Origin of the sequence: Heliomarina baculiformis (assembly GCF_019966545.1) — a bacterium.
Taxonomy (GTDB): domain Bacteria; phylum Pseudomonadota; class Alphaproteobacteria; order Rhodobacterales; family Rhodobacteraceae; genus Heliomarina; species Heliomarina baculiformis.
Window position 1 is genome coordinate 217,082 of the sequence record NZ_JAIMIC010000003.1, and the last position, 23,350, is coordinate 240,431.

General features: G+C 62.4%; 31 protein-coding genes and 1 pseudogene. 10 read left to right on the forward strand and 22 right to left on the reverse strand.

Features of this window, described 5'->3' with window-relative positions; translation table 11 throughout:
* Positions 1 to 104 precede the first annotated feature (104 nt).
* The 5 genes from MF268_RS08115 to MF268_RS25465 all read right to left on the reverse strand — a co-directional run bounded on the left by MF268_RS08115 (position 105) and on the right by MF268_RS25465 (position 3,898).
* Positions 105 to 566 (reverse strand): AAA family ATPase, encoded by a 462-nt coding sequence (locus MF268_RS08115; protein WP_238370389.1) that lies wholly within the window; start codon positions 564 to 566, stop codon positions 105 to 107.
* Positions 567 to 662: 96 nt separating this feature from the next.
* Positions 663 to 1,619, reverse strand: a complete 957-nt coding sequence (locus MF268_RS08120; protein WP_107978724.1) for a mechanosensitive ion channel family protein — start codon at positions 1,617 to 1,619, stop codon at positions 663 to 665.
* 370 nt (positions 1,620 to 1,989) lie between these two features.
* Positions 1,990 to 2,433 (reverse strand): nucleoside diphosphate kinase regulator, encoded by a 444-nt coding sequence (gene rnk, locus MF268_RS08125; RefSeq protein ID WP_238370390.1) that lies wholly within the window; start codon positions 2,431 to 2,433, stop codon positions 1,990 to 1,992.
* An 83-nt stretch (positions 2,434 to 2,516) separates the two neighbouring features.
* Entirely contained in the window at positions 2,517 to 2,984 is a 468-nt protein-coding gene (locus MF268_RS08130) for a hypothetical protein (protein WP_107978722.1), read from the reverse strand.
* Between the two features lie 599 nt (positions 2,985 to 3,583).
* Entirely contained in the window at positions 3,584 to 3,898 is a 315-nt protein-coding gene (locus tag MF268_RS25465; protein ID WP_146178891.1) for a DUF1127 domain-containing protein, read from the reverse strand.
* 619 nt (positions 3,899 to 4,517) lie between these two features.
* Here MF268_RS25465 and MF268_RS08140 point away from each other — a divergent pair.
* A complete protein-coding gene (locus MF268_RS08140; protein WP_238370391.1) occupies positions 4,518 to 4,976 on the forward strand; it encodes a hypothetical protein in 459 nt (152 codons plus the stop codon).
* 90 nt (positions 4,977 to 5,066) lie between these two features.
* Here the strand turns inward: MF268_RS08140 and MF268_RS08145 are convergent, their stop codons facing one another.
* The gene (locus tag MF268_RS08145) at positions 5,067 to 5,483 is read right to left on the reverse strand and encodes an RrF2 family transcriptional regulator (RefSeq protein ID WP_107978718.1); all 417 of its coding nucleotides are present in this window, start codon (positions 5,481 to 5,483) and stop codon (positions 5,067 to 5,069) included.
* 131 nt (positions 5,484 to 5,614) lie between these two features.
* Between MF268_RS08145 and MF268_RS08150 the strand changes: the two genes are divergently transcribed.
* The 4 genes and pseudogenes from MF268_RS08150 to MF268_RS08165 all read left to right on the forward strand — a co-directional run bounded on the left by MF268_RS08150 (position 5,615) and on the right by MF268_RS08165 (position 7,942).
* Complete coding sequence (locus tag MF268_RS08150; protein WP_238370392.1) at positions 5,615 to 6,313, forward strand: 5-formyltetrahydrofolate cyclo-ligase; 699 nt, start codon at positions 5,615 to 5,617, stop codon at positions 6,311 to 6,313.
* 2 nt (positions 6,314 to 6,315) lie between these two features.
* Positions 6,316 to 6,729: a PAS domain-containing protein gene (locus MF268_RS08155; protein WP_107978717.1), complete on the forward strand. Its 414-nt coding sequence runs from the start codon at positions 6,316 to 6,318 to the stop codon at positions 6,727 to 6,729.
* A 169-nt stretch (positions 6,730 to 6,898) separates the two neighbouring features.
* A pseudogene (locus tag MF268_RS08160) lies at positions 6,899 to 7,108 on the forward strand (integrase core domain-containing protein); the annotation flags it as partial.
* Positions 7,109 to 7,228: 120 nt separating this feature from the next.
* Positions 7,229 to 7,942 carry a pseudouridine synthase gene (locus MF268_RS08165; RefSeq protein ID WP_238370699.1) on the forward strand — a complete coding sequence of 238 codons (714 nt, stop codon included), beginning with the start codon at positions 7,229 to 7,231 and terminating at the stop codon, positions 7,940 to 7,942.
* Between the two features lie 46 nt (positions 7,943 to 7,988).
* On the opposite strand, the gene gdhA is transcribed toward MF268_RS08165, so the two are convergent.
* Complete coding sequence (gene gdhA / locus MF268_RS08170; protein WP_107978715.1) at positions 7,989 to 9,344, reverse strand: NADP-specific glutamate dehydrogenase; 1,356 nt, start codon at positions 9,342 to 9,344, stop codon at positions 7,989 to 7,991.
* 372 nt (positions 9,345 to 9,716) lie between these two features.
* Positions 9,717 to 9,887 (reverse strand): universal stress protein, encoded by a 171-nt coding sequence (locus MF268_RS08175; protein ID WP_238370393.1) that lies wholly within the window; start codon positions 9,885 to 9,887, stop codon positions 9,717 to 9,719.
* A gap of 138 nt (positions 9,888 to 10,025) precedes the next feature.
* Here MF268_RS08175 and MF268_RS08180 point away from each other — a divergent pair, with 138 nt between their 5' ends.
* Positions 10,026 to 10,643 (forward strand): trimeric intracellular cation channel family protein, encoded by a 618-nt coding sequence (locus tag MF268_RS08180; RefSeq protein ID WP_238370394.1) that lies wholly within the window; start codon positions 10,026 to 10,028, stop codon positions 10,641 to 10,643.
* Between the two features lie 21 nt (positions 10,644 to 10,664).
* Here MF268_RS08180 and MF268_RS08185 read toward each other — a convergent pair whose 3' ends face one another.
* The 4 genes from MF268_RS08185 to MF268_RS08200 form a co-directional block, all read right to left on the reverse strand.
* A complete protein-coding gene (locus MF268_RS08185) occupies positions 10,665 to 11,603 on the reverse strand; it encodes a glutathione S-transferase family protein (protein WP_238370395.1) in 939 nt (312 codons plus the stop codon).
* A 10-nt stretch (positions 11,604 to 11,613) separates the two neighbouring features.
* On the reverse strand, positions 11,614 to 12,477 hold the full coding sequence (locus MF268_RS08190; protein ID WP_238370396.1) for a VOC family protein: 864 nt from the start codon (positions 12,475 to 12,477) through the stop codon (positions 11,614 to 11,616).
* Between the two features lie 61 nt (positions 12,478 to 12,538).
* On the reverse strand, positions 12,539 to 12,961 hold the full coding sequence (locus MF268_RS08195) for a DoxX family protein (RefSeq protein WP_238370397.1): 423 nt from the start codon (positions 12,959 to 12,961) through the stop codon (positions 12,539 to 12,541).
* Between the two features lie 23 nt (positions 12,962 to 12,984).
* Positions 12,985 to 13,560: an NADPH-dependent F420 reductase gene (locus MF268_RS08200; protein ID WP_238370398.1), complete on the reverse strand. Its 576-nt coding sequence runs from the start codon at positions 13,558 to 13,560 to the stop codon at positions 12,985 to 12,987.
* A 132-nt stretch (positions 13,561 to 13,692) separates the two neighbouring features.
* Here MF268_RS08200 and MF268_RS08205 point away from each other — a divergent pair, with 132 nt between their 5' ends.
* Positions 13,693 to 14,607, forward strand: a complete 915-nt coding sequence (locus MF268_RS08205; RefSeq protein WP_107978708.1) for a LysR family transcriptional regulator — start codon at positions 13,693 to 13,695, stop codon at positions 14,605 to 14,607.
* A 198-nt stretch (positions 14,608 to 14,805) separates the two neighbouring features.
* On the opposite strand, the gene MF268_RS08210 is transcribed toward MF268_RS08205, so the two are convergent.
* From MF268_RS08210 to MF268_RS08255, 10 genes are read right to left on the reverse strand one after another with little or no spacing between them, the layout of a single operon-like run.
* A complete protein-coding gene (locus tag MF268_RS08210) occupies positions 14,806 to 15,687 on the reverse strand; it encodes a DUF2189 domain-containing protein (RefSeq protein WP_107978707.1) in 882 nt (293 codons plus the stop codon).
* Entirely contained in the window at positions 15,681 to 15,854 is a 174-nt protein-coding gene (locus tag MF268_RS08215; RefSeq protein ID WP_170121110.1) for a hypothetical protein, read from the reverse strand. Before MF268_RS08215 ends, MF268_RS08210 begins: the two co-directional genes overlap by 7 nt.
* A complete protein-coding gene (gene ccoP, locus MF268_RS08220; protein WP_107978706.1) occupies positions 15,851 to 16,729 on the reverse strand; it encodes a cytochrome-c oxidase, cbb3-type subunit III in 879 nt (292 codons plus the stop codon). The genes MF268_RS08215 and ccoP overlap by 4 nt, the downstream gene beginning before the upstream one ends.
* Entirely contained in the window at positions 16,720 to 16,890 is a 171-nt protein-coding gene (locus tag MF268_RS08225; RefSeq protein ID WP_107978705.1) for a cbb3-type cytochrome oxidase subunit 3, read from the reverse strand. Before MF268_RS08225 ends, ccoP begins: the two co-directional genes overlap by 10 nt.
* Before the next feature lie 4 nt (positions 16,891 to 16,894).
* Positions 16,895 to 17,671 carry a cytochrome-c oxidase, cbb3-type subunit II gene (gene ccoO / locus MF268_RS08230; RefSeq protein WP_107978704.1) on the reverse strand — a complete coding sequence of 259 codons (777 nt, stop codon included), beginning with the start codon at positions 17,669 to 17,671 and terminating at the stop codon, positions 16,895 to 16,897.
* Between the two features lie 4 nt (positions 17,672 to 17,675).
* Positions 17,676 to 19,286 carry a cytochrome-c oxidase, cbb3-type subunit I gene (gene ccoN / locus MF268_RS08235; protein WP_238370701.1) on the reverse strand — a complete coding sequence of 537 codons (1,611 nt, stop codon included), beginning with the start codon at positions 19,284 to 19,286 and terminating at the stop codon, positions 17,676 to 17,678.
* A gap of 38 nt (positions 19,287 to 19,324) precedes the next feature.
* Complete coding sequence (gene ccoS / locus MF268_RS08240; RefSeq protein WP_107978702.1) at positions 19,325 to 19,510, reverse strand: cbb3-type cytochrome oxidase assembly protein CcoS; 186 nt, start codon at positions 19,508 to 19,510, stop codon at positions 19,325 to 19,327.
* The gene (locus MF268_RS08245) at positions 19,507 to 20,538 is read right to left on the reverse strand and encodes an NAD(P)H-dependent flavin oxidoreductase (protein ID WP_107978701.1); all 1,032 of its coding nucleotides are present in this window, start codon (positions 20,536 to 20,538) and stop codon (positions 19,507 to 19,509) included. The genes ccoS and MF268_RS08245 overlap by 4 nt, the downstream gene beginning before the upstream one ends.
* Positions 20,535 to 20,912, reverse strand: coding sequence for a DUF488 domain-containing protein (locus MF268_RS08250; RefSeq protein ID WP_238370399.1), 378 nt, complete (start codon positions 20,910 to 20,912; stop codon positions 20,535 to 20,537). Before MF268_RS08250 ends, MF268_RS08245 begins: the two co-directional genes overlap by 4 nt.
* Positions 20,913 to 20,919: 7 nt before the next feature.
* Positions 20,920 to 21,372 (reverse strand): group III truncated hemoglobin, encoded by a 453-nt coding sequence (locus tag MF268_RS08255; RefSeq protein ID WP_107978699.1) that lies wholly within the window; start codon positions 21,370 to 21,372, stop codon positions 20,920 to 20,922.
* Positions 21,373 to 21,523: 151 nt separating this feature from the next.
* On the opposite strand from MF268_RS08255, the gene MF268_RS08260 reads away from it, so the two are divergent.
* The 3 genes from MF268_RS08260 to MF268_RS08270 all read left to right on the forward strand — a co-directional run bounded on the left by MF268_RS08260 (position 21,524) and on the right by MF268_RS08270 (position 23,322).
* A complete protein-coding gene (locus MF268_RS08260; RefSeq protein ID WP_238370400.1) occupies positions 21,524 to 21,802 on the forward strand; it encodes a DUF6522 family protein in 279 nt (92 codons plus the stop codon).
* Between the two features lie 177 nt (positions 21,803 to 21,979).
* Positions 21,980 to 22,432 carry a GreA/GreB family elongation factor gene (locus MF268_RS08265; protein WP_107978697.1) on the forward strand — a complete coding sequence of 151 codons (453 nt, stop codon included), beginning with the start codon at positions 21,980 to 21,982 and terminating at the stop codon, positions 22,430 to 22,432.
* A 395-nt stretch (positions 22,433 to 22,827) separates the two neighbouring features.
* On the forward strand, positions 22,828 to 23,322 hold the full coding sequence (locus tag MF268_RS08270; RefSeq protein WP_238370401.1) for a GreA/GreB family elongation factor: 495 nt from the start codon (positions 22,828 to 22,830) through the stop codon (positions 23,320 to 23,322).
* Positions 23,323 to 23,350: the final 28 nt, after the last annotated feature.

Genomic DNA, 23,350 nt, shown 5'->3' on the forward strand with positions numbered 1-23,350 from the left:
TTGCAACGCGGATATAGGGGTCTTCAAAGGACTTGTCCAATCCGGAGAGCAGGTAGCTCTCTGGCTTATTGCTCGGCAAGGCCAGTGACGTCAGGCAAGAGCGCTCAGAATGAAACCGGCTCGCGCTTCGACTTTGAGCCTTGGCAGAATGACGGATCATATCCGAGCCAATCGAAAGCCTCGATCAGCCGATGATGCTCGGCGATGCCGTCCTTCAGATCTTGCTGGCGTTCACTGTCCCTGTGGTGGTTCTCTGGCCAAGGTGGAGTTAGAAACACTTGGTGATGGAAGCGGGCGTGTCCCGAGAGGGTGACGGACGCCGCCAATCCGCTTGCATGTTCCAGCGCGATGGCCGCATCCAGCAGCCCGCGATCGAAGAACACCCAACCCTGCGAAGACGCGACGCGGTTGCGGTCTCCGGTCGCCATGTCGATGGCGCGCCTTGCGAAGGCTTCGAGATCGACCCAGGGAAGTGCCACACCTGCGCCGTTCAACTCCTCCTGCACGATCTTCCTGCCGGGCTCCTCGACAGTTTCGAAGCCTCGGGAAGCGAGTTCGGCCAGCAACGTCGACTTCCTGCCTCCCGAGCAGCCGGAAAGGACCACGTGCTGGCCTCCATGGCCGTTTGTCATCGGATGTCTCTCCATGTTGTCAGCCGCTCCTCACGCCCCGATGCGCTCTGTCTTGGGCGGCGCAGCGAATATCCGTGCGACCTCCGTTTCATGATCGACGGGGAGCATGGTTTCCCCGCGGGGCCTATTCAGCTCGATCTGCATGCGTGGGGTCGGGACTTTCGCCTGCCGCATCGCGCGGTCGATCAGAGACAGCAGCTCGTCGCGGCAGTCAACGTCCCGTTCGAAGCGCGACAGCCAGAACCGGACCGCATAGGAATTGCCTTCGCTTCCCAGCTCCTGCACGCGGACATCCGGTGCCGGCTCGCTCTGGATCAGGCGCGCCTCGCCCACGGCCTTCAGGATTATTTCCTTGGCGGCGTCCACGGAAACCTCACGCGATAGCTTCAGAGACAGCTGCGCGCGATACTGTGGTTTCGGTGCCGAGTAGTTGATGATGCGTCGGCGCGCGATCTGGCTGTTCGGCAGGATCAAGTAGGTCGAGTCCAACGTCAGCACCCGTGTCGTGCGCCAGCCGATCTCGATGACCTTGCCTCGTGCGACCTGCTCGATATCGACCCAGTCCCCGATCCGGTAGGGTGCCTCGACGCCCAGTGCGATGCCGGACAACGTGTCCGCTACGACGTTCCGGATCGCGAAACCCAGCACCGCGAGTATCAAGCTCGATCCCGCAAGCGCGCCAAGGAGACCTTGTTCCAGCAGGAGCGAGGCAGAGGCAACGATGGCGGCGAAGAACAGTAGAACCGCCACGAGATCCCGAAACAGACGCGGGTATGGGCGCTTGTCGCGTCTCCGGCGATCCGCGAACAGGCCGAACAGCCGGCTACCGAGCCAGGCCGCAGCAAGGCAACCGACAACGCCGCCAAGCATGCGGAGAGGTAATCCAGTCCGCCGCTCGACATCCTGGTCGAAGATTACCAGGCCGGCGGCGACAAGAAGCAGGACCGAAGGCCAGATCAGCCGACGGAGATGTGAGAGAAGTCTCATGTCAGCAGCCCTGTTGCTGATGCCGCGATGGTCGGCGAGACCGGCACTGGAGGCAGGTCACGGCGGCGCCGGCATGTCGCTCGACGGCAGAGCCACAACGACGACAGGAAATTCGGATAATGGGGGTATTGCCCCCGAGAATGTGCCGACAGCTGGGACAGCGATGAGCGGCCGCGCGGGGAAGCGATGTCTTGCAGGAGGGGCAGGCAAGCGGAAGGTGACGATTCATGGGACCCTCTTTCAACGGGAAGGGAAGACGCCGAAGCGGCGATTGCCGATATCCCGGAAGGAGCGTCGTGGCTTCGTCAGCGCATCGAGCGGCTCCTTCCGGGCAGAGCATGGGCTTCGGCAGGGTCCCGGGAATGTCGGTTCATTGTGCCTCCAGGCTTTCGGGGGCATCCTGGGACGCGACGTGGAGCACGGTCAGAACCCGCCGCTCTCCGTCCCTGGTGTCCCAGTGGAGCGATGCGCCCTCTGCCAGTCCGATCAGGGCAACCCCGATCGGTGTCAGGATCGAGATCCGACCGCGTGCGATGTCGGCGTCCTCGGGATAGACGGGCGTCACCGTCTTTTCCTGGCCGGTCGATTCATCCCGATAGCTGACCGCGCGACCGATGGCCACGACGTTCTGCGGGAGTTTCGCCGCCGGAAGGATACGGGCCCGGCCGATTTCGCCGAGCAGCCGGTCGGCAAGGTCCGGGTTGCGCTGGATCGCGCCCTCCGCAAGTGCCTCGAGCCTTTCCAGGCAGTCCGCACCTATGACGACCCTGGGCCGCCGGCCGGTGCCGCGTGACGTAGAGAGTTGTTTGTTCATCGTAGTTTCCTTTCCACCATCTGGTGGTGTGAGTGAATTATGGGTGGCCATAATCCCTGACCCGCCACGAACGGATCAAAGCATCAGGCCGCGGCGTGGTCCGGCGACGGATGCACGTCCAGTACCACGACGACTTCGATCTGACCGTCGTCCCGCAGGAGCGGAACCTTCTGCAGCTTTCGCATCCCGATCAGGGTCGCCCCAAGCAATGAAGCAACGAGAATATGTCCCGGGACCGGCGCGGGGTTCATGGAGAGCACGCCGCTGCGAGCGCCCTCACCGCTGATCATGTAGGTGACGTGGCATCCGGCCACGACAAGATCTGGCGAGGCCGGCTCGGGAGTTCCGCGCGAGATCCGCAGCTTGTGGCGCAGCAGCCCGTTTAGTAGAGCGGGATTGGGCGAATTCCTGGTTCCGCGATAGCGAAGCAGGTGCTCGATGCCGAGCCGGTCGTCGACAGTGAGAAGAAAGCCGCTCCCGACAGCGGAGCGTTCGAAGAGCGATCGAAAGTCACTGCCGGCAGGCAGGTGGGGGATCCTGGTAATGGTCATGATGTGTCTCCCGGAGCGGTGAAGCCCGCGTTCTCAGATGCAAGGGTGTGAGAAAGCCCCGGGTGGTCGAAGACGCGCTTATGCGCAGACCGCCCGGGGACCCGGGCGGTTTAGAAGCAGAAACCGGAAAAGGTTCTCGTGCGTGACCATGATGAGACCTTAGTCTTTGGGCGCAACCTGTCAATCTTGGAGACCGGGCCAGTTCTGGAACGGTCAAGGATGCACAGATCTCGAGACGGCGAATTGATGACGAGGTCCACGAGGCGGACTTCGACGACGGGGGGTCACCGACGGCGCACCTCGAAGATTGAGTCACGTCGAGCTTCCTGGATCGGCCGACGGTGTGGCAGCGGGATGATGTTTGCCGAAGTCGTGCGACCACCATCATCTTCCCAACGCGCCAGGCACTTGGCGCTCGGCTCAGCGACCGACCTCTCCATGTCACTCGGCCGGAAAAGTTCCGGAAACAGCTCGTCGAAATCTGCCTTGCAAAGCATCATTTTGTCACTCCTTTCCATCGCTCCATAGGGAGCCACTGCACGGCGAAGGCTGCGCACCACTGCAGTCCAGTGGTGCGGGTTCTCGAGAATGGGACCGGCTTATGCCGTTCGGCCGCCGCGCCACCGCGCATCGACCTGCACATCCGAAGAAACTGGACGCATGCTCAGTTCGCGATCCGTGAGACCATCGACGACGCGCGGGATATCACTGCGATCAATCCCGATGTCGCGCAGCAGGCGATCGTCCATGCCTCGAAGAGTTTCGATCATTTTCCCGCGTTGCCAGCGGTGGAATGCGGTCTGGAGCCAATGTCGAAACGCTCCGGGCTTGCGGTTGCGCGGACTGGCCGCTCGAGGGGGTGGGAAGTGATGGTTATTGGATTTGAAGACGTGGGGGTGCATGTCATGCTCCATGACGAAGAAACTGAACCGAGACGCACGCACCACGTCAGCTGGGCGACCCGCACAGGCGTGGTCTTCCGGCCAGATTGGCGCGTTTGTCACTTCGACTGATCTGTAAGAGATCGAGAAGACCCCGAGGCGCGGACCGGCACGCGGCCTGATCCCGCCCGGGGCTACCGGCGGTTCAGTGTGTTTCCTGCGTTGAGCAGGAACCTCGTATGAAGACTGAACATGGTCATGACTGAGATATCGGCATTCCGCGTGCGTATATCAAGAGCACGGCGTGGCCTGCGACCTTCTGGCACTGCCGCCATGAGAGGCGGACGAGGCTCATGGATGATGCTCCGCCAAAGGAAATCGCAGACCTCGGTTTTATTGTCGCGCAGCAGTGAGAACAAACTCTTATAGTGTTGTCACTTCGCCGCACCGCGGCCGTGACGGTTGACAGAATCCATTTGTTGCATAGCCATGTGTACATGGTTACGAACGAAAGCCTCTTCCGGTTTCTGCTTCTGAACCGCCTCCCTGCCCGGGGGGCGAGCGCGTAAACGCGTTCACGGCCACCCGGGGATTTCTCGAACATTTGGATAGAGACATCGGGTCTGCTGAGATCAGCCCCTGGGAGACGAACATGACCAACGCACAATATGCGCGGGTGCCGAATAGCTTTGCTTACGACACCACCCCAGAAAACCGCCTCAACGATGTAGAGTTTTTTCTTCGGCCTTCTGACCGCACCGACATCGACTGGCTGCTTTCCCGAGATGACCCCGCGGCGCGGAATATGCCGCGTCTTGTAGAAGGGATCCTGCGCTACAAGATGCGAACGGCCGGGAAAGCGGCTGGCAAAGGCATCGACCAAATCGCATTGCCTTTGAAACGCATTACATATGCTGAAAACAATGGCCCTATACAGAAGGGCATTTTGACAATGAGCGTAGTAGAACGGCCGGGCCGCATTCCTGTGGGGTCCCTGCTGGGCGCAACTCTCTTGGGCATGTCAAGATACCAGGAAGAGCCCCTGAAGAAAGAGGACGGTCGCACTGTCATTGTCGGCGTTTTGAAGATCGAAACGGTGGAACCGGTCTAACGCGCCGAGTAGCAGACCGATCTGCGGCAAGGCATCGCGAGTGACTTGCTGCCTCGGTTAATCTGCGCCGGTAGCGCCACGATCGCCGTGTCAGGCGGGTTCTGGTGCGGGGAGGGCGACATCGGCAAGGGTCGAGCGGTTGAGGTTCTCGATAAAGGCCATTTCGGCCACCCGAAGCCGAGCCTTCAGGCGACAGCATCCGTCGATCGTGCAATCCCCACCATTCGGTTGGAAGCATTCGACAAGCGCTTGGCCCTCTTCCAGCACCCGAACCACGTCCCCCAACCGGATCTCCTTCGGGGCGCAGGCCAGGGTTGCACCGCCACCGCCTCCACGGCGTGTCTGCACCAACCCGGCCCGACCGAGTTTCTGCATGATCTTGATGAGATGGTTGCGGGAAAGCTGGAATTCCTTGGCGAGATCAGCCGTGGAAAATGCTCGGTCCGGCGCGCTGGCAAGGCGCATCAGCATGCGGAGTCCGTAGTCGGTGAATGAGGTAAGGCGCATCTGCCATCCATGAAGTGGAAGTGGTATTTACAGTGCCTATTATGGCGCTTATCCAGAAGAGTGAACAGTCCCGGCGCGGATAAATGGCTCTTACCGCGAGAAAGACTACACCTGCATTTCGGAGTTCGGCCATGGGCAATGGGTCCAACAGCTTCAAGAGTGAGGGAGGCTTTGCCTCCCCGCCCTGCATGGCGGCAGAGGTCGATCCTGGGTATTTCGATCCCTTGGCCGTAGATCCCGAACAAGCGCGCGACGTGGCCCGGTGGCGCACGGCGGAACGCAAGCGGCTTCGTGAGGCGCGTCGGACGCTTTCCTCACCCCGGAGGAAAGCAACAGGTGAAGCGCTGATGACAGGACTGGAGAGACTGTTTGCAGCGAACTCTGCCGGGGCGGGCGACGGGATCGTTGCCTTCTATTGGCCGATCAAGGACGAGCCGGACCTGCGATCTCTGATGACCGAGATGCAGGCGTCTGGCCGCCGCATTGCCCTGCCTCTCGTGGAGACGCGGGCGGCGCCATTGGTGTTCCGCCTGTGGACTCCGGAGACCCGGATGGAGCGCGGACACTGGAATATCCCTGTGCCGCCACGGGACGCGCCGGAGGTGATGCCGGATGTCGTTCTCGCGCCTCTCATGGGCTGGGACAGTGAGGGCTATCGCCTTGGCTATGGTGGAGGGTATTTCGATCGAACCCTGGCGGCGCTGTCGCCGCGACCCTTCAGCATCGGCGTGGGTCTCGCCGCGGCGCAGCTGCCCACGATCTATCCGCAACCCCACGATATTCCGATGGATGTCATACTCACCGAGCGTGGGATCGAAGTCGGAGGCTAACGATGGACAGAAACCAGATGGCGCGAAAACTGTTCGAGGGCATGCCCGATGCGCTGGTGGTCGCGGACCGCGAAGGCATCATCCGCGTCTGGAACGGGGGTGCGGAGCGGATATTCGGCTTTGCAGAGGGGGAGGCGCTTGGCCAGTCATTGGACATCATCACGCCGGAGCGACTGCGTGAGCGACACTGGATCGGCTACGAGGCCACCATGCGGACGGGCCAAACCAAATATGGCGCAGGCGATCTTCTGTCAGTTCCAGCAATCCGTAAGGACGGAGCGCAGATCTCGATCCAGTTTTCCATCGTTCCGTTGCGCGGCGAGGACGGCGACTTGCAGGCGGTCGCGGCGATCATGCGCGACGTCACCGAGGACTTTGAAGAGCGCAAGAGGTTGCGGCGCGCGATTGGCGGTTGAGGGGAGTATCGAGGCGCTCTCACTGCATGTTCTGAGAGGGCGGATTACTACACTACCCGCTTGATCTTCGGCGATCCGATCCTCGAAAAATGGCCCGCGGCTGTAGAAATAGCAGACCGCCTCCCCGCGCGGTCGCTCGTATCAGGATGCTGGTTGAACGGTGACCGGGACAGCCTACACCGAACCAAGCTTACCTTGGGAAAACGGATGCTGCGAGAGCTTCAATGCCCGGTTCCGCGACAAACTATTCAACGGAGAAATCTTCTGTAGCCCCAGCCAAGCGCTGGCTCCGATCGAGCGAAGTCGGAAACACCACAACACCAAGCGACCCCATGGCGCTCTGGGCGATCACCCTCCGGCTCCCGAAACTATCGCCCCGATGGACCGAAAGCTGACTGTTCTCCAGCATACAAACTGGACTTTCGGGGTAGGGCCGATCATTGCGATAGAGCCGCAAGTAGCCCGGCGTGGTGGATTTCGCTTACGAGGATCACCGGACTTGTCCAGCAGTTCATTCACACGTGTAGACAGGCTCTTGTCCTCGATGGGATATGGTGCCCGCAAGGACATCGCGCGGCTGGCGCGGTCTGGTGGCATTGTCTTCGATCAGGCTGAGATCCTGGACGCCTCCGTCCGCATCCCTGTCAGCGCGGACCTGCCCCGCCGCATGACGGTCGCGGGCAGTTCGCTTGATCCGCTTGCTGGCCTGGTCGTCATGATGAACAAACCCTTGGGCGTGACCTGTTCGCACAAGGAGGCAGGCGAACTTGTCTATGACAGGCTGCCTGCTCGCTGGCGACGCCGCAAGCCCGCAATTTCAACCATTGGGCGTTTGGACAAACAGACCTCTGGCCTTTTGCTTCTGACCGACGACGGAGACCTTCTGCATCGTATCAGCAGCCCCAGAAGCCGGCTCAGAAAAACCTACCGTGTCACGCTTGCCCGTCCACTCGATGGCACGGAAACCGCACTGTTTGCGTCTGGCAGACTCACGCTCAGAGGCGATGACAAACCCCTGGCGCCGGCAGTGCTGGACATAATCTCGGAAACCGAAGCCCTGATCACCGTCACCGAGGGCCGATACCACCAAGTTCGCCGCATGTTCGCCGCATGTTCGCCGCCACCGGCAATTTCGTCGAAGCTCTGCGACGTGAACGCCTGGGCGATCTCTGCCTGCACGAGAACTTGGCTCCCGGTCGATGGAATCTGCTGAGCGAGGAAGAGACCGCCCTCGTCTTTCGATGACCGAGGGGATCGGCTCAGATCACTCCCAGCATCCGCATGGCTTTCGCAACCCGCTCGAAACCGGCGATGTTCGCGCCGAGGACGTAGTCACCGGGGGCGCCATACTCATCGGCAGTTTCGGCGCATCTGTCGTGGATGCTCTTCATGATTTGAGCCAACCGCTGTTCAGTCTGCTCAAAGCTCCAGCGGTCACGGCTGGCGTTCTGCTGCATTTCGAGCGCCGACGTCGCAACGCCCCCGGCATTCGCCGCCTTGCCAGGCGCGAACAGGATCCCGGCCTCGCGCAGGATGCGGATCGCCTCGGGGGTGCAGGGCATGTTCGCGCCTTCGCCGACAGCCAGAACGCCGTTCTTGACCAGTGATTTCGCGTCCTTGCCCGTCAGTTCGTTCTGGGTGGCCGAGGGCATTGCCACGTCACAGGGTAGATCCCAGACAGAGCCTTTCCCGACAGGCACAAAATGAACCCCGTCCCCACGCAACCGGGCATATTCCGAAATGCGCTTTCGGCGCACGATCTTGATCTCCTGGAGCAGGGCAAGATCAATCCCGGCTTCGTCTATGACGTAACCGCTGGAATCCGAACAGGCGATGACCGTGCCCCCAAAGGATTGCACCTTTTCGATGGTATGGATGGCGACATTGCCCGCGCCCGATACCACGACGCGCTTCCCGTCGAAGTCGCTCTGGCGCGTTGCAAGCATGGCCCTGGTAAAATAGGCGTTGCCGAAACCAGTTGCCTCGGTCCGGGCGCGGGATCCGCCGTAGGCGATGGCCTTGCCGGTAAACACGCCTGATTCATAACGGTTGGTCAGGCGCTTGTATTGTCCGAACATGTATCCGATTTCACGCCCGCCAACACCGATATCGCCGGCAGGCACATCCGTCTGCTCGCCCAGGTGGCGGTGCAGTTCGATCATGAGAGATTGACAGAAGCGCATAATCTCGCCGTCGGATTTGTTCTTGGGGTCGAAATCCGTTCCGCCTTTTCCACCACCGATCGGCAGGCCGGTCAGGGCATTCTTGAAGGTCTGCTCGAAGCCCAGGAACTTGATGATTCCCAGATTGACAGACGGGTGGAAGCGCATCCCTCCCTTGTAGGGACCGAGGGACGAGTTGAACTGGACGCGAAATCCTCGATTGATCTGGACATTCCCCTGGTCGTCAACCCAAGGGATGCGAAAGATAATCTGGCGTTCGGGTTCGCAGATCCGTTCGATGAGCGCTTGTTCGAGATAATCAGGGTGCTTTGCCACGACTCGCCCGAGGCTTTCCATCACCTCGTGCACGGCCTGGTGGAATTCCGGCTCGCCGGCATTGCGCCGCGCTACTTCGGTAAGGATCGGTTGTAGCTTTTCGTCGATATTGTTCATGTGCCTCGTCGCATCAAAGGGGGGTGTTGGTCGGGTGCGGAAAATGTGTGCATCAGCACCACGAGCGCCCATTTGCTCATCAGCTATTTGATCCTCGACCGTTGTGCAAACCGTTCTCGCGCAGGGTGGACTCCAACAGACGGTGGATCGAGACACGAGACGTGGTCCCTTGTGGAGGCAGACGGAGAACGCAAGATTCTCTTCGAGGCTCACGAGGTCGGAAAGGCGGGCGTGTCGCAGACCGTTGAACAGCGTTTTCTGGCCTTGCGCGAGGCGCTGCGGGGACCGCAGGATGTAGCGCGCGAGATCTGGCTGGGTCTCGAGGACTAACCGGTGGGCCAGCCTTCTGCGTTGGCAACGCCGACGCCTGGCTCACTCTCCACGTTTCGGGGGAATTGCGAGCACGTCGGTTTGCGCGGTTCTGAGCACCTGCTCGGTCACGCTGCCGATGAGCATTTTGGCAAGTCCGCTTCGACCATGCGTCGACATCACGATCAGGTCCGCCTCCTTTTCACTTACTGCTTTCAGGATTTCGTGTGGCACTGGCGAAGCTTCGTATCGCGTGATCGGTCGCTGGCAGCCCTTCTTTCGCGGTATTCCTCGCAGGCGGGTCTGAGTTGAATGGACGACTTCCCGTAACTGAGCGAAGGTGCACACCTATCTCATTGCCTCGGTGACGATATGGACGTGCTACCTTTGGGTCTCTGGCTGGATTTTCTCGGAACCTTCGTGTTCGCCATCAGTGGCGCGCTGGTGGCGGTCCGCCGCGGCCTCGACATATTTGGGATTTTGGTCCTCTCGGTCGCAGCCGGCCTCGCGGGTGGCATGATCAGGGATATGCTTCTGGGTGCGACGCCGCCAACAGCGTTGGAGGATCCGCGTTACCTTCTCACGGCGCTCGCTGCGGGTGTCTGCGTGTTCTTCGGGCATCGGCTGCTGGAACGCTTGAACAAGCCCGTGATGGTGCTGGACGCGCTCGGGCTCGGGGTCTTCGCGGTCAGCGGCTGCCAGAAATCACTCCTGTTCGGTCTCGATCCGTTGCCCGCGATCCTGCTCGGGGTTCTGACGGCTGTGGGCGGTGGCGCGACGCGGGATCTTCTTGTTGTCGAGATCCCGCGTGTCCTGCGCGAAGAAGTCTATGCGCTTGCCGCGACGGTCGGCGCGACAATCGTGGTGGCCGGGACTGCGCTCGGTCTCTCGGAGGTCTGGATCGCCGTCGCCGGTGTCGTGGCGGCCTGCGGGTTTCGGGTGATCAGTGTCTGGCGGGGCTGGCGCGCCCCGCGCGCGCCAGGGTCTTGATTCTGAGGGCCACCGGCACCGTCAGCCCAGGGAACATTCCGGCCCGAGAGGAACGATGCCGGTGGGGTTCAGCGCCTTGATCGAGTAGTAGCCGCGCTTGATGTGGTCGACGTTGACCGTATCGCGCACGCCGGGGATCGCCAGGATCCGTTCCTGGTAGCGGCTCAGGGCGGGGTAGTCCGCGATGCGGCGCAGGTTGCACTTGAAGAGGCCGTGATAGGCCACGTCGAAGCGCACCAGCGTCACGGACAGCCGCACATCGGCCTCGGTGAAGCGATCTCCCGAAAGGAAGTCTCGGCCGTCAGCGAGACGATCTTCAAGTTCATCAAGCATCGCGAAGACCTCGCGGAATGCCTCCTCGTAGGCGACCTGCGTGGTGGCAAAGCCCGTGCGGTAGACGCCGTTGTTCAGGGCCGGATAAATGCGGTCGTTGAGCGCGTCGATCTCCTCACGCAGGTCTGCCGGATAGAGATCAACGCAGTCGTCTGCCAACTCTCCGAAGCCGGAGTTCAGCATCCTTAGGATATCGGCGGACTCGTTGTTTACGATGGTCCCGCGAGCCTTGTCCCAGAGCACCGGCACCGTTGCCCGGCCGGAGATGCCGGGATCGGCCCGGGTGTAGATCTCGTGCATGTAGGAAGCGCCCTCGGCTTCGGTCGGATCGCCAAAGCGCCAGCCTTGGTCGGACAGTTCCGGCTCGACCACAGAAACAGAGATCACGTCCTCCAGTCCCTTCAGCTTGCGCCCGATAAGCGTGCGGGATGCCCATGGGCAGATCAACGCGACATAGAGGTGGTAGCGGCCCGGCTCGGCTTTGAAGCCGCCCTCGCCGGTCGGCCCTGGCGCGCCGTCAGGCGTGACCCAGTTGCGGAAGCTCGATGTCTGGCGGACGAAGCCGCCCTTGTCGTCCTTGGCCTGGACCGGCTGCCAGTCCGCAACCCATTCTCCGTCTCGAAGCATGATCGTCTCCTTAGTTCCTGAGCGTGATGCCGGTGCCCCAGGGGTCGTTCAGGGTCAGTCCATCCGCGGTGCGGGTGCTGGCAATGTCGGCGCTTTCGGCGCGGGCGGCAATGCCCGTGATGTCCCCGGCGTTCTGGACAATAATCTCGACGGAATCGAGACCCGCCATTCCCTCGGGGCGTTTGCCGGCCCGGCGGCTGTTCCAAATATTGCCGGCAAGCTGGTGGTGGTAGCCGCCGCTGCCGTAGAAGCTGGCGCCGGGATAACTCGCGGCGATATCGAGGCCGAGCACGTCGCGGTAGAAGCGGTCGGCCTCGCCCGTGTCGCCCACCTGCAGGTGGACATGGCCGATGCTGCCATCCTCGGGGAAGCCTGACCATTCAGTGCCTTCGGCGCTTTGCAGCAAGTCCTGCAGGTCCAGCGGATCGGTGCTCATCCGGATCTCGCCGTCGTCGCCGTGCCAAGCCGAGACCGGGCGGTCCGCATAGACCTCGATTCCGTTGCCCTCGGGATCGACGAGGTAGAGCGCCTCGCTGACGAGGTGATCCGACGCGCCCTGGAGCGGCACGCGCGCCTCGGCGGCATGCCCGACCCAACGGGCCAGGTCGGACCGCGTCGGCATCAGGAAGGCGGTGTGAAAGAGCCCGGCCTGCCGCGGATCGAGCGGGGAAAGGTCCGGGTCACCCTGAAGCTCCAGAAGCGGCACGTCGCCGGTGCCGAAGGTGATGCGATCATCGTCGGTCGCAACCGGGACGAGCCCGAGCACTCTCTGGTAGAAGGCGGAGACCGCATCGAGGTCACGCACCTTGAGCCGGACCGCGCCTATGCGCATCGGCGCGGTCGTCATGTCGAAGAAGTGGGTGGCGGTGGTCATGGCAAGGTCTCCTTGGGATAGAGTGCGGCCGCGGGAGGATCCCGGCGGCCGACGGGGAAGGTCAGGCGAACTGGCCGAGACGGCGGTCGGGTTCCGGGATACGGAGGGCGAAAGCGCCGCGTCCCAGGACAGCAACGACGCCTTGCACCACCGTCCAGAAGAGCGGGTATTCCCAGCCGCCCCCTTCGTTCGAGTAGCTCCAGCCGAAGCCTGAATGGGCCCAGACAGAGCCGAGCAGAATCGCGACGAGCGGGATCGAAACGGCGCGCACACCGACGCCAAGGATCAGCGCGAGCCCGCCGCCGAGTTCTCCGAGAATGGTCAGATAGGCAAAGAAGCCGGGCAGGCCGAGGCTTTCGAAGAAGGCCACGGTGCCGGGGATGGTGAAGAGGCTCACCTTCATCCAGCCATGGGCGAGAAAGGCCACGCCACTCGTAACGCGAAGGACGAAAGCAGCATAGTCTGCATTGGTTCGGGTCGTCATGTCATTTGCTCCGCTCAGAAGGTTCAGGAAAACTGCCAGCGCGGCGCGATCCCGGTGCCGTGACCGAAGACGTAGCCGAACTGGATGTTGAGGAAACCGATGGGCTCCAGGTAGCGGGCGTTGGCGAGCGGGCCGGCATCGACCGGCTCGAGGCCGATCTCGGCGGCCAGGGCCTTGACCCTCTCGCGTGCGGCCTCGTCATCGGCTGCGACGAAGGTCTGGATAAGCCGGCCATTCACCTTGAGGCCCGTGCCGTAGTGCTGGGCGAAGACCGTGTTGAACGCCTTCACCACCGTCGCGCCAGGCAGCCGGGAGGCGATCTCTTCGGCAGCCGAAGTCTTATGACCGACCTGGAGACCCGAAAAGTCCTCGGTCACCGGGTTCGAGACATCGATGACAGTCTTGCCGCTGAAGTTCGCCTTGCCGGCAAGATCCGCCACGGCCCCATAGGGCGTGGCCAGGACCACCAGTTCCGCCTGGGAGACGGCGGCAGAGAGATCGTCGTTGCGGCCGATGGTGGTTAACTCATGGCCGGCCTGGCTCAGCACCTTGGCGAGACCGGAGCCGACGTTTCCGTTTCCGATAACTGCGATACGCATTGCATTCTCCTTCAGTTTCCCGCCCCTCGGGCGGCCTGTTGTTCACTGAAGTCAAAGTAAGGCTTCCCCATCTTCCATAAAATGACGATGTTATTGAATGACTATCGCGATTTTGTTCTTAAAGGGGGCGATATGGATATCGTGGACGAACTCAAGGCTTTCGTGGCCACCGCGCGGACCGGCTCCTTCACTGCCGGAGCCGAGCAACTGGGGGTCTCGAACCGCCTGACTTCGAAATACGTGGCCGAACTGGAGGCGCGCCTCGGCACGCGGTTGCTCCAGCGGACGACTCGGAAGGTCGGGTTGACACCGGCCGGGGAGGATCTCCTTGCGCGGGCGCCGGCCGTCCTCGACGAGCTTGATGCTCTCCTGAGCAATGTCTCGGAAGGATCGCGCGGCCTGAGCGGGATCGTCCGGGTCTCGGCGCCCGTGACCTTCGGCGAAGTCTACGTGGCCGGCATGCTGGCCCGGTTCGCCGAAGCGCACTCGAATCTGACCTTCGACCTGAGGCTGGATGATCGCTACGTCGACCTGGCCGCCGACGGCATAGACCTGGCGTTCCGGATAGGCGTGTCAGAGACACTTTCGCTCAAGACCCGCAAGCTTGGTGTCTTCCATAGCTGCCTGGTGGTCCATCCCGACTACGTGAAATCCCAAGGAGCTCCGCAATCACCTGACGAACTCGTGCATCACGCCTGCATCGTCGACATGAACCGTCGCCAACCGCATCGGTGGGTGTTCAAAAAGAACGACACCGAGATTGTCACCCAAGTGCGGGGCCGGTTTCATGTCAACTCGGCCAGGGCAGCAATCGAGCTGGCCGCGGCCGGCATGGGGATCGCCTTTCCGCCCCGGTTCGCCATTGCGGACATGCTTGAGACGGGCCGCCTCGTTCCCCTGCTGGAGGATTTCGACATGGACATGGGACCGGTCAGCGCCGTCTATCTCGAAGGTCGGACCCTGCCTCGAAAGATACGAGCCCTTATCGACTTCGCCGCCGAGGATATGCAGACCACTCACTTGCTTCAAAAAGCGACGACAAGCTGATCAAGGCTGGCGGAGCTACACGTGGGCAACCTTCGAGATGTGCCGGTGAGCGTCTGCTTTTCTTCGAAGCCTTCGTTTCCGAGGTTGTGCAATATTGGGTCTTGTTCCGGATGTGTCCCGCCGATGACCCAGACATTTGCCTTGCCGCGACCAGACACACATCGGGTTGCAGGCTTCTGCAGCCCCGCCGTTTCCGGGTCAGGCCGGACGAATGAACATGCGGTCATCCTCATGCGCGGCAGCGTCGTCTGAGCGGATGGCGCGGTAGCAATGCCACGTCGCATGTCCCAGCAACGGGAACACCAGGATCAGCCCCAGTCCGGCCGTGAGTAGGCATAGGACAAACAGCACCACCACGATGGCACCCCAGGCGATCATCACCCCGAGGTTGTTCCAGACCATCGCCATGCTGATCCCGAGCGCGGAGAGCGCGTCGGTCCGTTCCGTCAGCAGCATCGGAAAGGCGAAGACGCTGATGGCGAAGGAGAAGGCGGCGAAGAGCGCACCGACGGCAGAGCCGACCAGCAGCAGGGCCCAGCCAGTGGGAGTCAGGAGAAGCATCGGCACGATCTCCTCGGTGCCGGGAAAGGCCACCATGCCGAAGAACAGCGCATAGATCAGAACCGCCGCGCGCATCCACAGCAGGAAAAGCCCCAGAAGCATGACCCCCATAAAAACGCCGGCCCGGCCGGACCGAAGCCGGACGAAGAGCATCGGCGCGAGGCCGACGGGTTCGCCTGCCTCCAGTCGCCGACTTTTTTCATAAAGCCCGCCGGCGATCAGCGGCCCGACCACCATGAAACCCGCCAGCGCCGGGAACAGCGCATAGTCGAACTCCAGACGAAACAGGAACCAGACCACGGCGACCGAGACGAGGAAAACGCCGAGGCCGTAGACCAGACTCGGAAGCGCGTGGGTCCAGAGATCGCGCCACCCGGTACGCAGCCATGTGAAGGCGGTGCGCCACGGCAGATCGCGGGCGTGCGGGCTCGGGCGCGCCAAGGGTGGGACAACCTTCGGAATGACGCCGCCGGCGTGCGGATTGTCGGGCGGCGGCGGGGTGTTGTTCTGGCTCAGCATGACGGTTTCGCCGGGCGGTGGGTGCCGGCGCCTTCCTTGGCGGTTTCAACGCAGCTCGGTTGCGACGACAGCGAGACCGAGACGAGATGGATATTGGCGGCCACAAAGACGGCCACCACCAGCAATGCGGCGGAGATCGCCAGAACACGAGGCCGCTCAATGGTCATTCCGGGTCCCCGTCAGCCAGCGAGGTGATGTAGATGGCAAGCATCTTGCGCTGCGCCTCGGTCAGACGGTTTTCCCATGCGGGCATCCAGCCCTGTCGGCCACCATAGATCGTCTCGAACAGCGCTTCATCCGAGCCGCCGTAGATCCAGTGGGTGTCCGTGAGGTTCGGGGCACCGAGGTCCTGCATGCCCGCACCATCCTCGCCGTGGCAGCTTGCGCAATTGTCGGCAAAGAGCGTGGCGCCTTCCTCCAGCCGCTCGGGCGAGGCGCCGCTGTCGAGGCCCGCCAGCGACTGCACGTAGTCCGCTGTGATGCGGATCTGGTCCCGGTCGAGCATGCCGTCGCGGCCGAACGCCAGCATCTCGGCATAGCGTGTGTCGGGATGCGGAGCGTTGATGCCGACACGCAGGGTTTCGAGGATCGTTTCGTCGTCGCCGCCCCAAAGCCAGGCGTCATCGATCAGGGAGGGATAACCGGGGCCGCCTTCGGCGCGGCTTCCGTGGCAGGCCACGCAATTGTCACCGAAGAGTGCGGGTGCTGTCCGGTCGACGTGGGCCATGAGCAGGGTGTCGTCACGGATTCTGTCCAGCGGGAGCGCGGCGATCCGGTCCGCCCAGACGCCACGGGCGGCATCTGCGGCTGCCACGCGCTCTTCTACCTGTTCCTGCTGATCAATGCCCAGCAGCCCGCGGGTATAGGTGTTCACCAGAGGCCACGCCGGCATGAGCACCCAGTAGACCAGCGCCCAGACGTGCGTGACGATGATGAAGAACCAGACCGCCCGCGGCACGCGGGTGTTCAGCTCGGTGATCCCGTTCCATTCGTGACCCGTGGTCTGGTGCCCGGTGAGGGGATCGCGCTCCTTTACCGACATGGCCCATCCTCGTCATCCAGGATGCTGTTGGCGGCTTTGTCGAAGCGTTTGCCGAGCGACGGCCAGTAGGCGTAGACGGTGATCCCCACGGACAGGGCGATGAGGTAGAACAGCCCGAAGGACTTGGCGATCAAAGAGGTCAGGTCATGGGTAAGATCCATCCTGTCACTCCTCCCCGAGTGGCTGATTTGCGAAGGCGGCGTCCGTGAGCCCGCCGAGGATCTGGAGGTAGGCCACCAGGGCATCCATCTCCGTGACGCGGTCCCGCTGTCCGTCGAAGTGGCGGACGCTGGTCGCGTCGCCATATCGCTCGCTTACCACGTCGGCTGCGTCGGTGCCGGGCCGCGCCTGGCCGCGGGCGTCGGCATCGGCATTGGCGATCTGTTCGTCGCTGTAGGGCACGCCCACCGCCCGCAGGGCCGCAAGGCGATCCGGCAGGCTCTCTGTCTCGAGCGTCCTTTCCAGCAGGAATGCATATTGCGGCATGACCGATTCCGGCACCACGGCGCGTGGATCGACGAGGTGTCGCACGTGCCAGTCGTCGGAATACTTGTTGCCCAGCCGGGCAAGGTCCGGCCCGGTCCGCTTGGAGCCCCAGAGCATCGGGTGGTCGTATTGGGATTCCACAGCCAGCGAGTAGGGCCCGTAGCGGTCCACCTCGTCCTGAAGCGTGCGGATCATCTGGCTGTGACAGGCATAGCACCCCTCGCGGATGTAGATGTCGCGCCCGGCCTGTTCCAGAGGTGTGTAGAGCCGCATGTCCGGTGCGGCCTCGACCGTTTCGTCGATGGTGAAGAGCGGCGCGATCTCGACGAAACCGCCCACACCGGCGGCGACGATGATCCCGAGGGTCAGGGCCATCGAGTGCCGCTCGGTGCGGTAATGGGTCCGGGCGTGGAACTCGAACAGTCGGGCGAAGGGGGAGAGGATCTTGCGAAACATCAGGTCACTCCGCTGCCGGAACGGCAGGCTCGGCCGCTTCGGACGAGGTGGGGTAGTCGCGTTCCGGGTGTTTTTCGGGGGCGTGCCGGATCGTCATGTAGACGTTGTAGGCCGCCAGGATCGCGCCGGTCAGGAACAGGGCACCACCGCAGGCCCGCGCGACGTAATAGGGATGCATGGCCACCAGCGTGTCGGTGAAGGAATAGGCCAGCGTGCCGCTGTCGGTGTAGGTGCGCCACATCAGCCCCTGGATGATGCCGCTGTTCCACATCGCGAAGACGTAGATCACCGTGCCGGCCAGCGCGAGCCAGAAGTGCCATTCCACCAGCTTCCAGGAATACATCGTCTCGCGCTTCCACAGCAGTGGGACGACGGAGTAGATCGAGCCAAAGGTGATCAACGCCACCCAGCCCATCGCGCCGGCATGGACATGCCCTACCGTCCAGTCGGTGTAATGCGACAGCGAGTTCACCGCACGCACAGCCATGAACGAGCCTTCGAAGGTGGACAGCCCGTAGAACACCGCCGCCACCATCATGAAGCGCAGCGTGGCGTCGTCGCGCACCTTGTGCCAGGCGCCGTTCAGCGTCATCAGCGCGTTCCCCGCGCTGGCCCAGGAGGGCACCAGCAGCATGACCGAAAAGGTCATGCCCAGCGTCTGCACCCATTGCGGCAGGGCGGTGTAATGCAAATGATGCGAGCCGGCCCAGATGTAGAAGAACACGATGCCCCAGAACGACAGGATCGACAGGCGGTAGGAATAGATCGGCCGCTCCGCCCGCTTGGGCAGGAAGTAATAGAGCATGCCGAGGAACCCGGCGGTCAGGAAGAAGGCGACCGCGTTATGGCCATACCACCATTGCGTCATCGCGTCCTGGACTCCCGCGAATGCCGAGTAGCTCTTTGCTCCTGTCAGGCTGGCGGGGACGGCGAGGTTGTTGACGATATGAAGGATCGCCACCACCAGGATGAACGCCATGTAATACCAGTTCGCCACGTAGATATGCGGCTCGTTCCGGCGCGCCAACGTGCGGATGTAGAGCACGAAGTAGACCACCCAGACGATCACCAGCCAGATGTCGGCATACCATTCGGGCTCGGCGTATTCCTTGGATTGGGTGACGCCCATCAGGTAGCCCGAGGCGGCGACGATGCAGAACAGGTTGAAGCCCAGCAGCACGAACCACGGTGAGACATGTCCCGCCAGCCGGGCCCGGCTGGTGCGTTGCATGACATGATAGGACGTCGCGATGAGGGCGTTGCCACCGAAGCCGAAGATCACCCCCGACGTATGAACGGGGCGAATGCGGCCAAAGCTCGACCACGCCGCATCGAAGCGCAGGTCCGGCCAGGCCAGTTGCGCCGCGACCCAGACGCCCATGCCCATACCGACGACGGCCCAGAACAGGGCAATTACCAGCCCGGCCTTGGTCGGGTCGTCATAGTAGTTGACCGTGCGATCCTCGGCCGGTTCGGGCTCGCCAATCGCACGCAGGACGAAGAAGGTCGTGATACCGGCTGCAATCAGCACGATCGCGCCGTGGCTCCCCATCGGATCGCCTCGACCCGCTGCGGCCATCACCAACCCGACAGTCGCCATGACGACACAAATCATCAATGCGATCTGGCGTTCGGCACCTGTCAACCGCTCCATCATCTGGCAACCTCCCGGTCAGTTCTATGTCTTGGTGGCAGCGGACGGTCCTCCGTCTGGAGTATCCGGCGGGCATCGCCTTCCGGGTCGTCGAACTGGTCGGTCTTCATCGCCCAGAAAAATGCTCCGAGGCCGATTGCACCCATCATCAGCGTCACGGGTATCAGCAGTAGAAGGATGTTCATGTCCGCCCCACCGGCGTTTGCCGGCCTGATGCGAGGCGAGCTTGAGCCTCGGCACACAGGGTGTTCAGGCGCTGCGCCGCCGGGACAATCTCGTCGATCTCACCCGCTCCGGTGCCGCAATAAAGCGGCATCTGTTCAAGATCTCCGGTCGTGGTGCGCAGGGGCGAGTCCGTGCTCTGGCGCAGCCGCGGGATGAGGCCGTCGCGGGCGATCACCTCATGTGCGATCCTCTCGGGGTCATGTCCCATCAGGGCCGGGCCAAAGGTCTCGGTGACGCTGTTGCGGAGGACGCGCACGACCGATCCCTTGGGCCAGTTCAGCACGAAGCCGTCGGTCAGGACGGTATCCTCTCCCTGGGCGGTCACGACCCGTTGCTTGTGGTAGTCGTGGGCGAAGGATTCGGCCGTGGCCAGGAAGGCGGTACCGCACTGGACGCCCTGCGCCCCGAACGAGAGCGCCCGGGCCAGCCCCTTGCCGTTGCTGATGCCGCCCGAGGCGACAACCGAGAGAGCCGTTGTTTCCAGCACGGCCCGAAGCAGGTCGAATGTCGGGGTGCGCCCGTGAACGTGGCCGCCAGCATCCTGCCCCTGTGCGATCAACACATCCGCCCCGGCGGCTTCGGCCTCCCGTGCCGCGCGCAGCGTGCCCACCTGGTGCAGCAGGAGAGCGCCTGCCGTCTTCACCCGGGCAACTGCCTCGGGCACCACGTCCCAGAAGAACGAGAACACCTCGACCTCCATCGCAAGGCAAGTTTCGATTTGCTGGTCCAGCAGGCCTGGGTCGGTGGCTGCGGGGATGAGGTTGACGGCAAAAGGGCGGTTTGACAGCCGGCGATAGGCCCTGATCTCCGAGGCGATCAGTGAAGGCGCTTCGCGCACCATCCCCAGCGTCGGGAAACCGCCGGCATTGGCGACCGCGGCGGCCAGTTCGGCGCGCGCGACGCCTCCCATACCGGCCAGGATGATGGGATACTCACATCCCAGCAGATCGCAGAGGGGGGTGCGAAGGGACCCGGGTTCAAGCGTCATGACTTGCTCCCCTTGAGTCGCTGCTTCAGGTAGTCCCGCAGGACCACAGCCTGGTTGTGGTCCCGGTCCTTCGCGGCGAAGAGCAGAGTAACGGGGCCAGCTCGGCACCATGCGAGGCAGTGCTCGACAGCGTCCGTGTTGTCAGCCAGTTCTTGCAGGTAGCGGTTGCGGAATTCTCCCCATTTGTCCGGGTCGTGGTCGAACCATTTCCTGAGCTCGGTGGTCGGCGCGATGTCCTTGATCCAGTCATCGTGCCCGAGACAGGTCTTCGAAATACCTCGCGGCCAGATCCGATCCACGAGCAGCCTCGCGCGGTTCGTGCCGGACGTCTCGTCGTGAACGCGGGCAATATCGATATCGAATTGCTTCGCCATGCGAGGGTCAAACCAGTTTCGGGATGCCGGTGCCTTTGGCATCCTCGACCGCGAAGTTGAGCGACCGGGCGATGCGTTCTGCCCGCTCGATGACATGGGAGGCGCCTGCGGGTGTGCAGATCTCCTTCGCGGTCTCGCGAAAGATGGTGAGCCACCGCTCGAAATGGCCCCAGTCAATCGGCAGACCGACGTGCTTGGGTACCGGGGCGCCATGATAGCGGCCTGTCATAAGGGCAACGGAGGACCAGAATGCAGTCATCCGCTCCAGATGCGGTGGCCAGTCATCGATGCGCGCCGCGAAGATAGGGCCAAGAACAGGATCCTTGCGGACCTTGCCATAGAATGCATGGACCAGCTCGCGCAGCACCGCGTCATCGAGTCCGGTCCGTGCCTCGAGATCGGCGGTGATCTCCGGGCGCGCGGAGGGGCTGCGCGATGAATAAGGCTGGATGGAGGTCATCGGTGTGGCACCTTGGTCGCAGTTGTATTGACGGGGTACGTCACCCAAGTGGTATTGTAAATACCTATTGTGGTCGAGCGCAATCGCGCGAAACCGCGCAGAGCTTGACTGGCGGAGATCGGCGCGGGATCAGGGCATGGGAGACGCTGGGATGAGTGAAGTATCCAAAACCGACAGCGGGTTCGTTGTGGAAGCAGCCGCCATCGCGCGGGCCTTCAAGATCACGGAAGAGCAGGTCCGGGAAGAGATGCGGAACGGACTCATCAGCAGCCGCTCCGAGAGCGGGGCGGGCGAAGACGAAGGACGTTGGCGCATGACCTTCTACCGTGCAGACCGCGCGTTCCGTCTCGTTGTCGACGCAGAGGGAGAGGTGCTGTCGCGGGGAAGCTTTCCCGTCACTCCGCGATCGCGGTCAGCGCGCCGGGATTGACACTCGACGGGCGGCAAGCAACGATCAATCCATGGTCAGGTATCAGATCAAGTTCCGGTTTCTTCTGCTGAACCGCCCTTAGCCCCGGGCGGTTCGCGGGCGTTCTATGCGCAGCGATCTCCCGGGGACATCTCGAGAAAAGTTCAGAGATTGTCGGAGGCAACTCCAGGGGGAAACATGGCCATACCTGACGTTACGGGATCAACGATACCGCGACACGGAAAGCCGGAAGCGGGTAGCGGGGATTGCAAGTGCCGCCTGACAAAAGCCGATCGGCTGGGAATCGAGAGATTTCTGAGCTTCGCCGGCAACAGCAGTGTCGCCTACTCCCAGCTCATGCTGGATCTTCTATACCAGAAACTGCAGGTCGCCGTTGCCATAGAGGGTGCGGCACCGTCCGATGTTGCCACATTTGGCAGCTACATTTCCTGCGTGGTGGATGGGAAAGATATCGAAAGTGGGGTTCTCAGTTTCGGCCTGGTGACGCGTGCCGGAGAAATCCCGATTCACTCTCTCCTGGGGGCCACGCTCATCGGAATGTCGACCGGGCAACGCACCAAGCTGCTGTCCGAAGACGGCACCACCCGGTCATTGGTGGTAACCCAGGTGGGGGCGCCTTTTACCGTGTAGTGACGGGTTGCAACTAATGCGGGCGCTGGAGCATCCGAAGCGGGGACTATCGGCATCAACGGCTTGCCTGGAGGCGGGACGGCCTCACTGGTCTTCATTTTCCGACTCTCGGAAAGGTTTCCCGCCTCGGCCTGAAAGAGTCAGCGCGGCGGGTGGTGGTGGCATCTGCTGTTCCGAGGACCCGGCAAAGTTTGACTTGGCGCCGGAAACTTCATAGCGTGGCTCGATGTTTGTGTTCTCATGCAAAATCAGAGGCCGGTCGTTTCCGGGATCTCTGCTGAACCGCTCCCTGCCCCGAGCAGGGGGCCGCATGCGCTGACCTCCACGCTCGGGGATCTTCTTCACCAACAACTTTGGATTCTTGAGGCTTGCGTCGAGCAGGCCGAGGAGAAGATATGCGAACATCAAATGAAATGGCGATTTTCGCTGGAAGATCAGGCAACGAGGCTGCCGCGATTGATAGCCGGGCGTTCGCAAGCGTCGAGACCATGCGACCGCTCCAATCGTTCCTTTCCAAGCGGGACTTCTGGCACCTGCAAGAACTGCGGAGGGAATGCGCAGCTATCGAAGGCGGTGTCTTTCCTCTGCTGTCCCACCTGATCCGGGCAAAGCTTCAGGATGCATATATTCTGAATCCCAAAGAAGAGGCCGGAAACGTCGCCACCCTGGGCTCACGTGTGACCTACTCTATCAGGGGGACGGCACCACAATCGAGGACACTCTTTGACCATGGTTTTGCACATGATCAGGGAGGTATCCCGATCAAGACATTCCTCGGGGTCACCTTGCTCGGAATGAAAGGGGGACAGACAGTGCAGCTCCTTAACGCAAGTGGGACGACAGAGCCGCTCGAGCTTGTTGCGATACCGTGGCAAGTCGAGGCGAAATAGCAGCGAGAACGTATCTGACTTGCGCAGG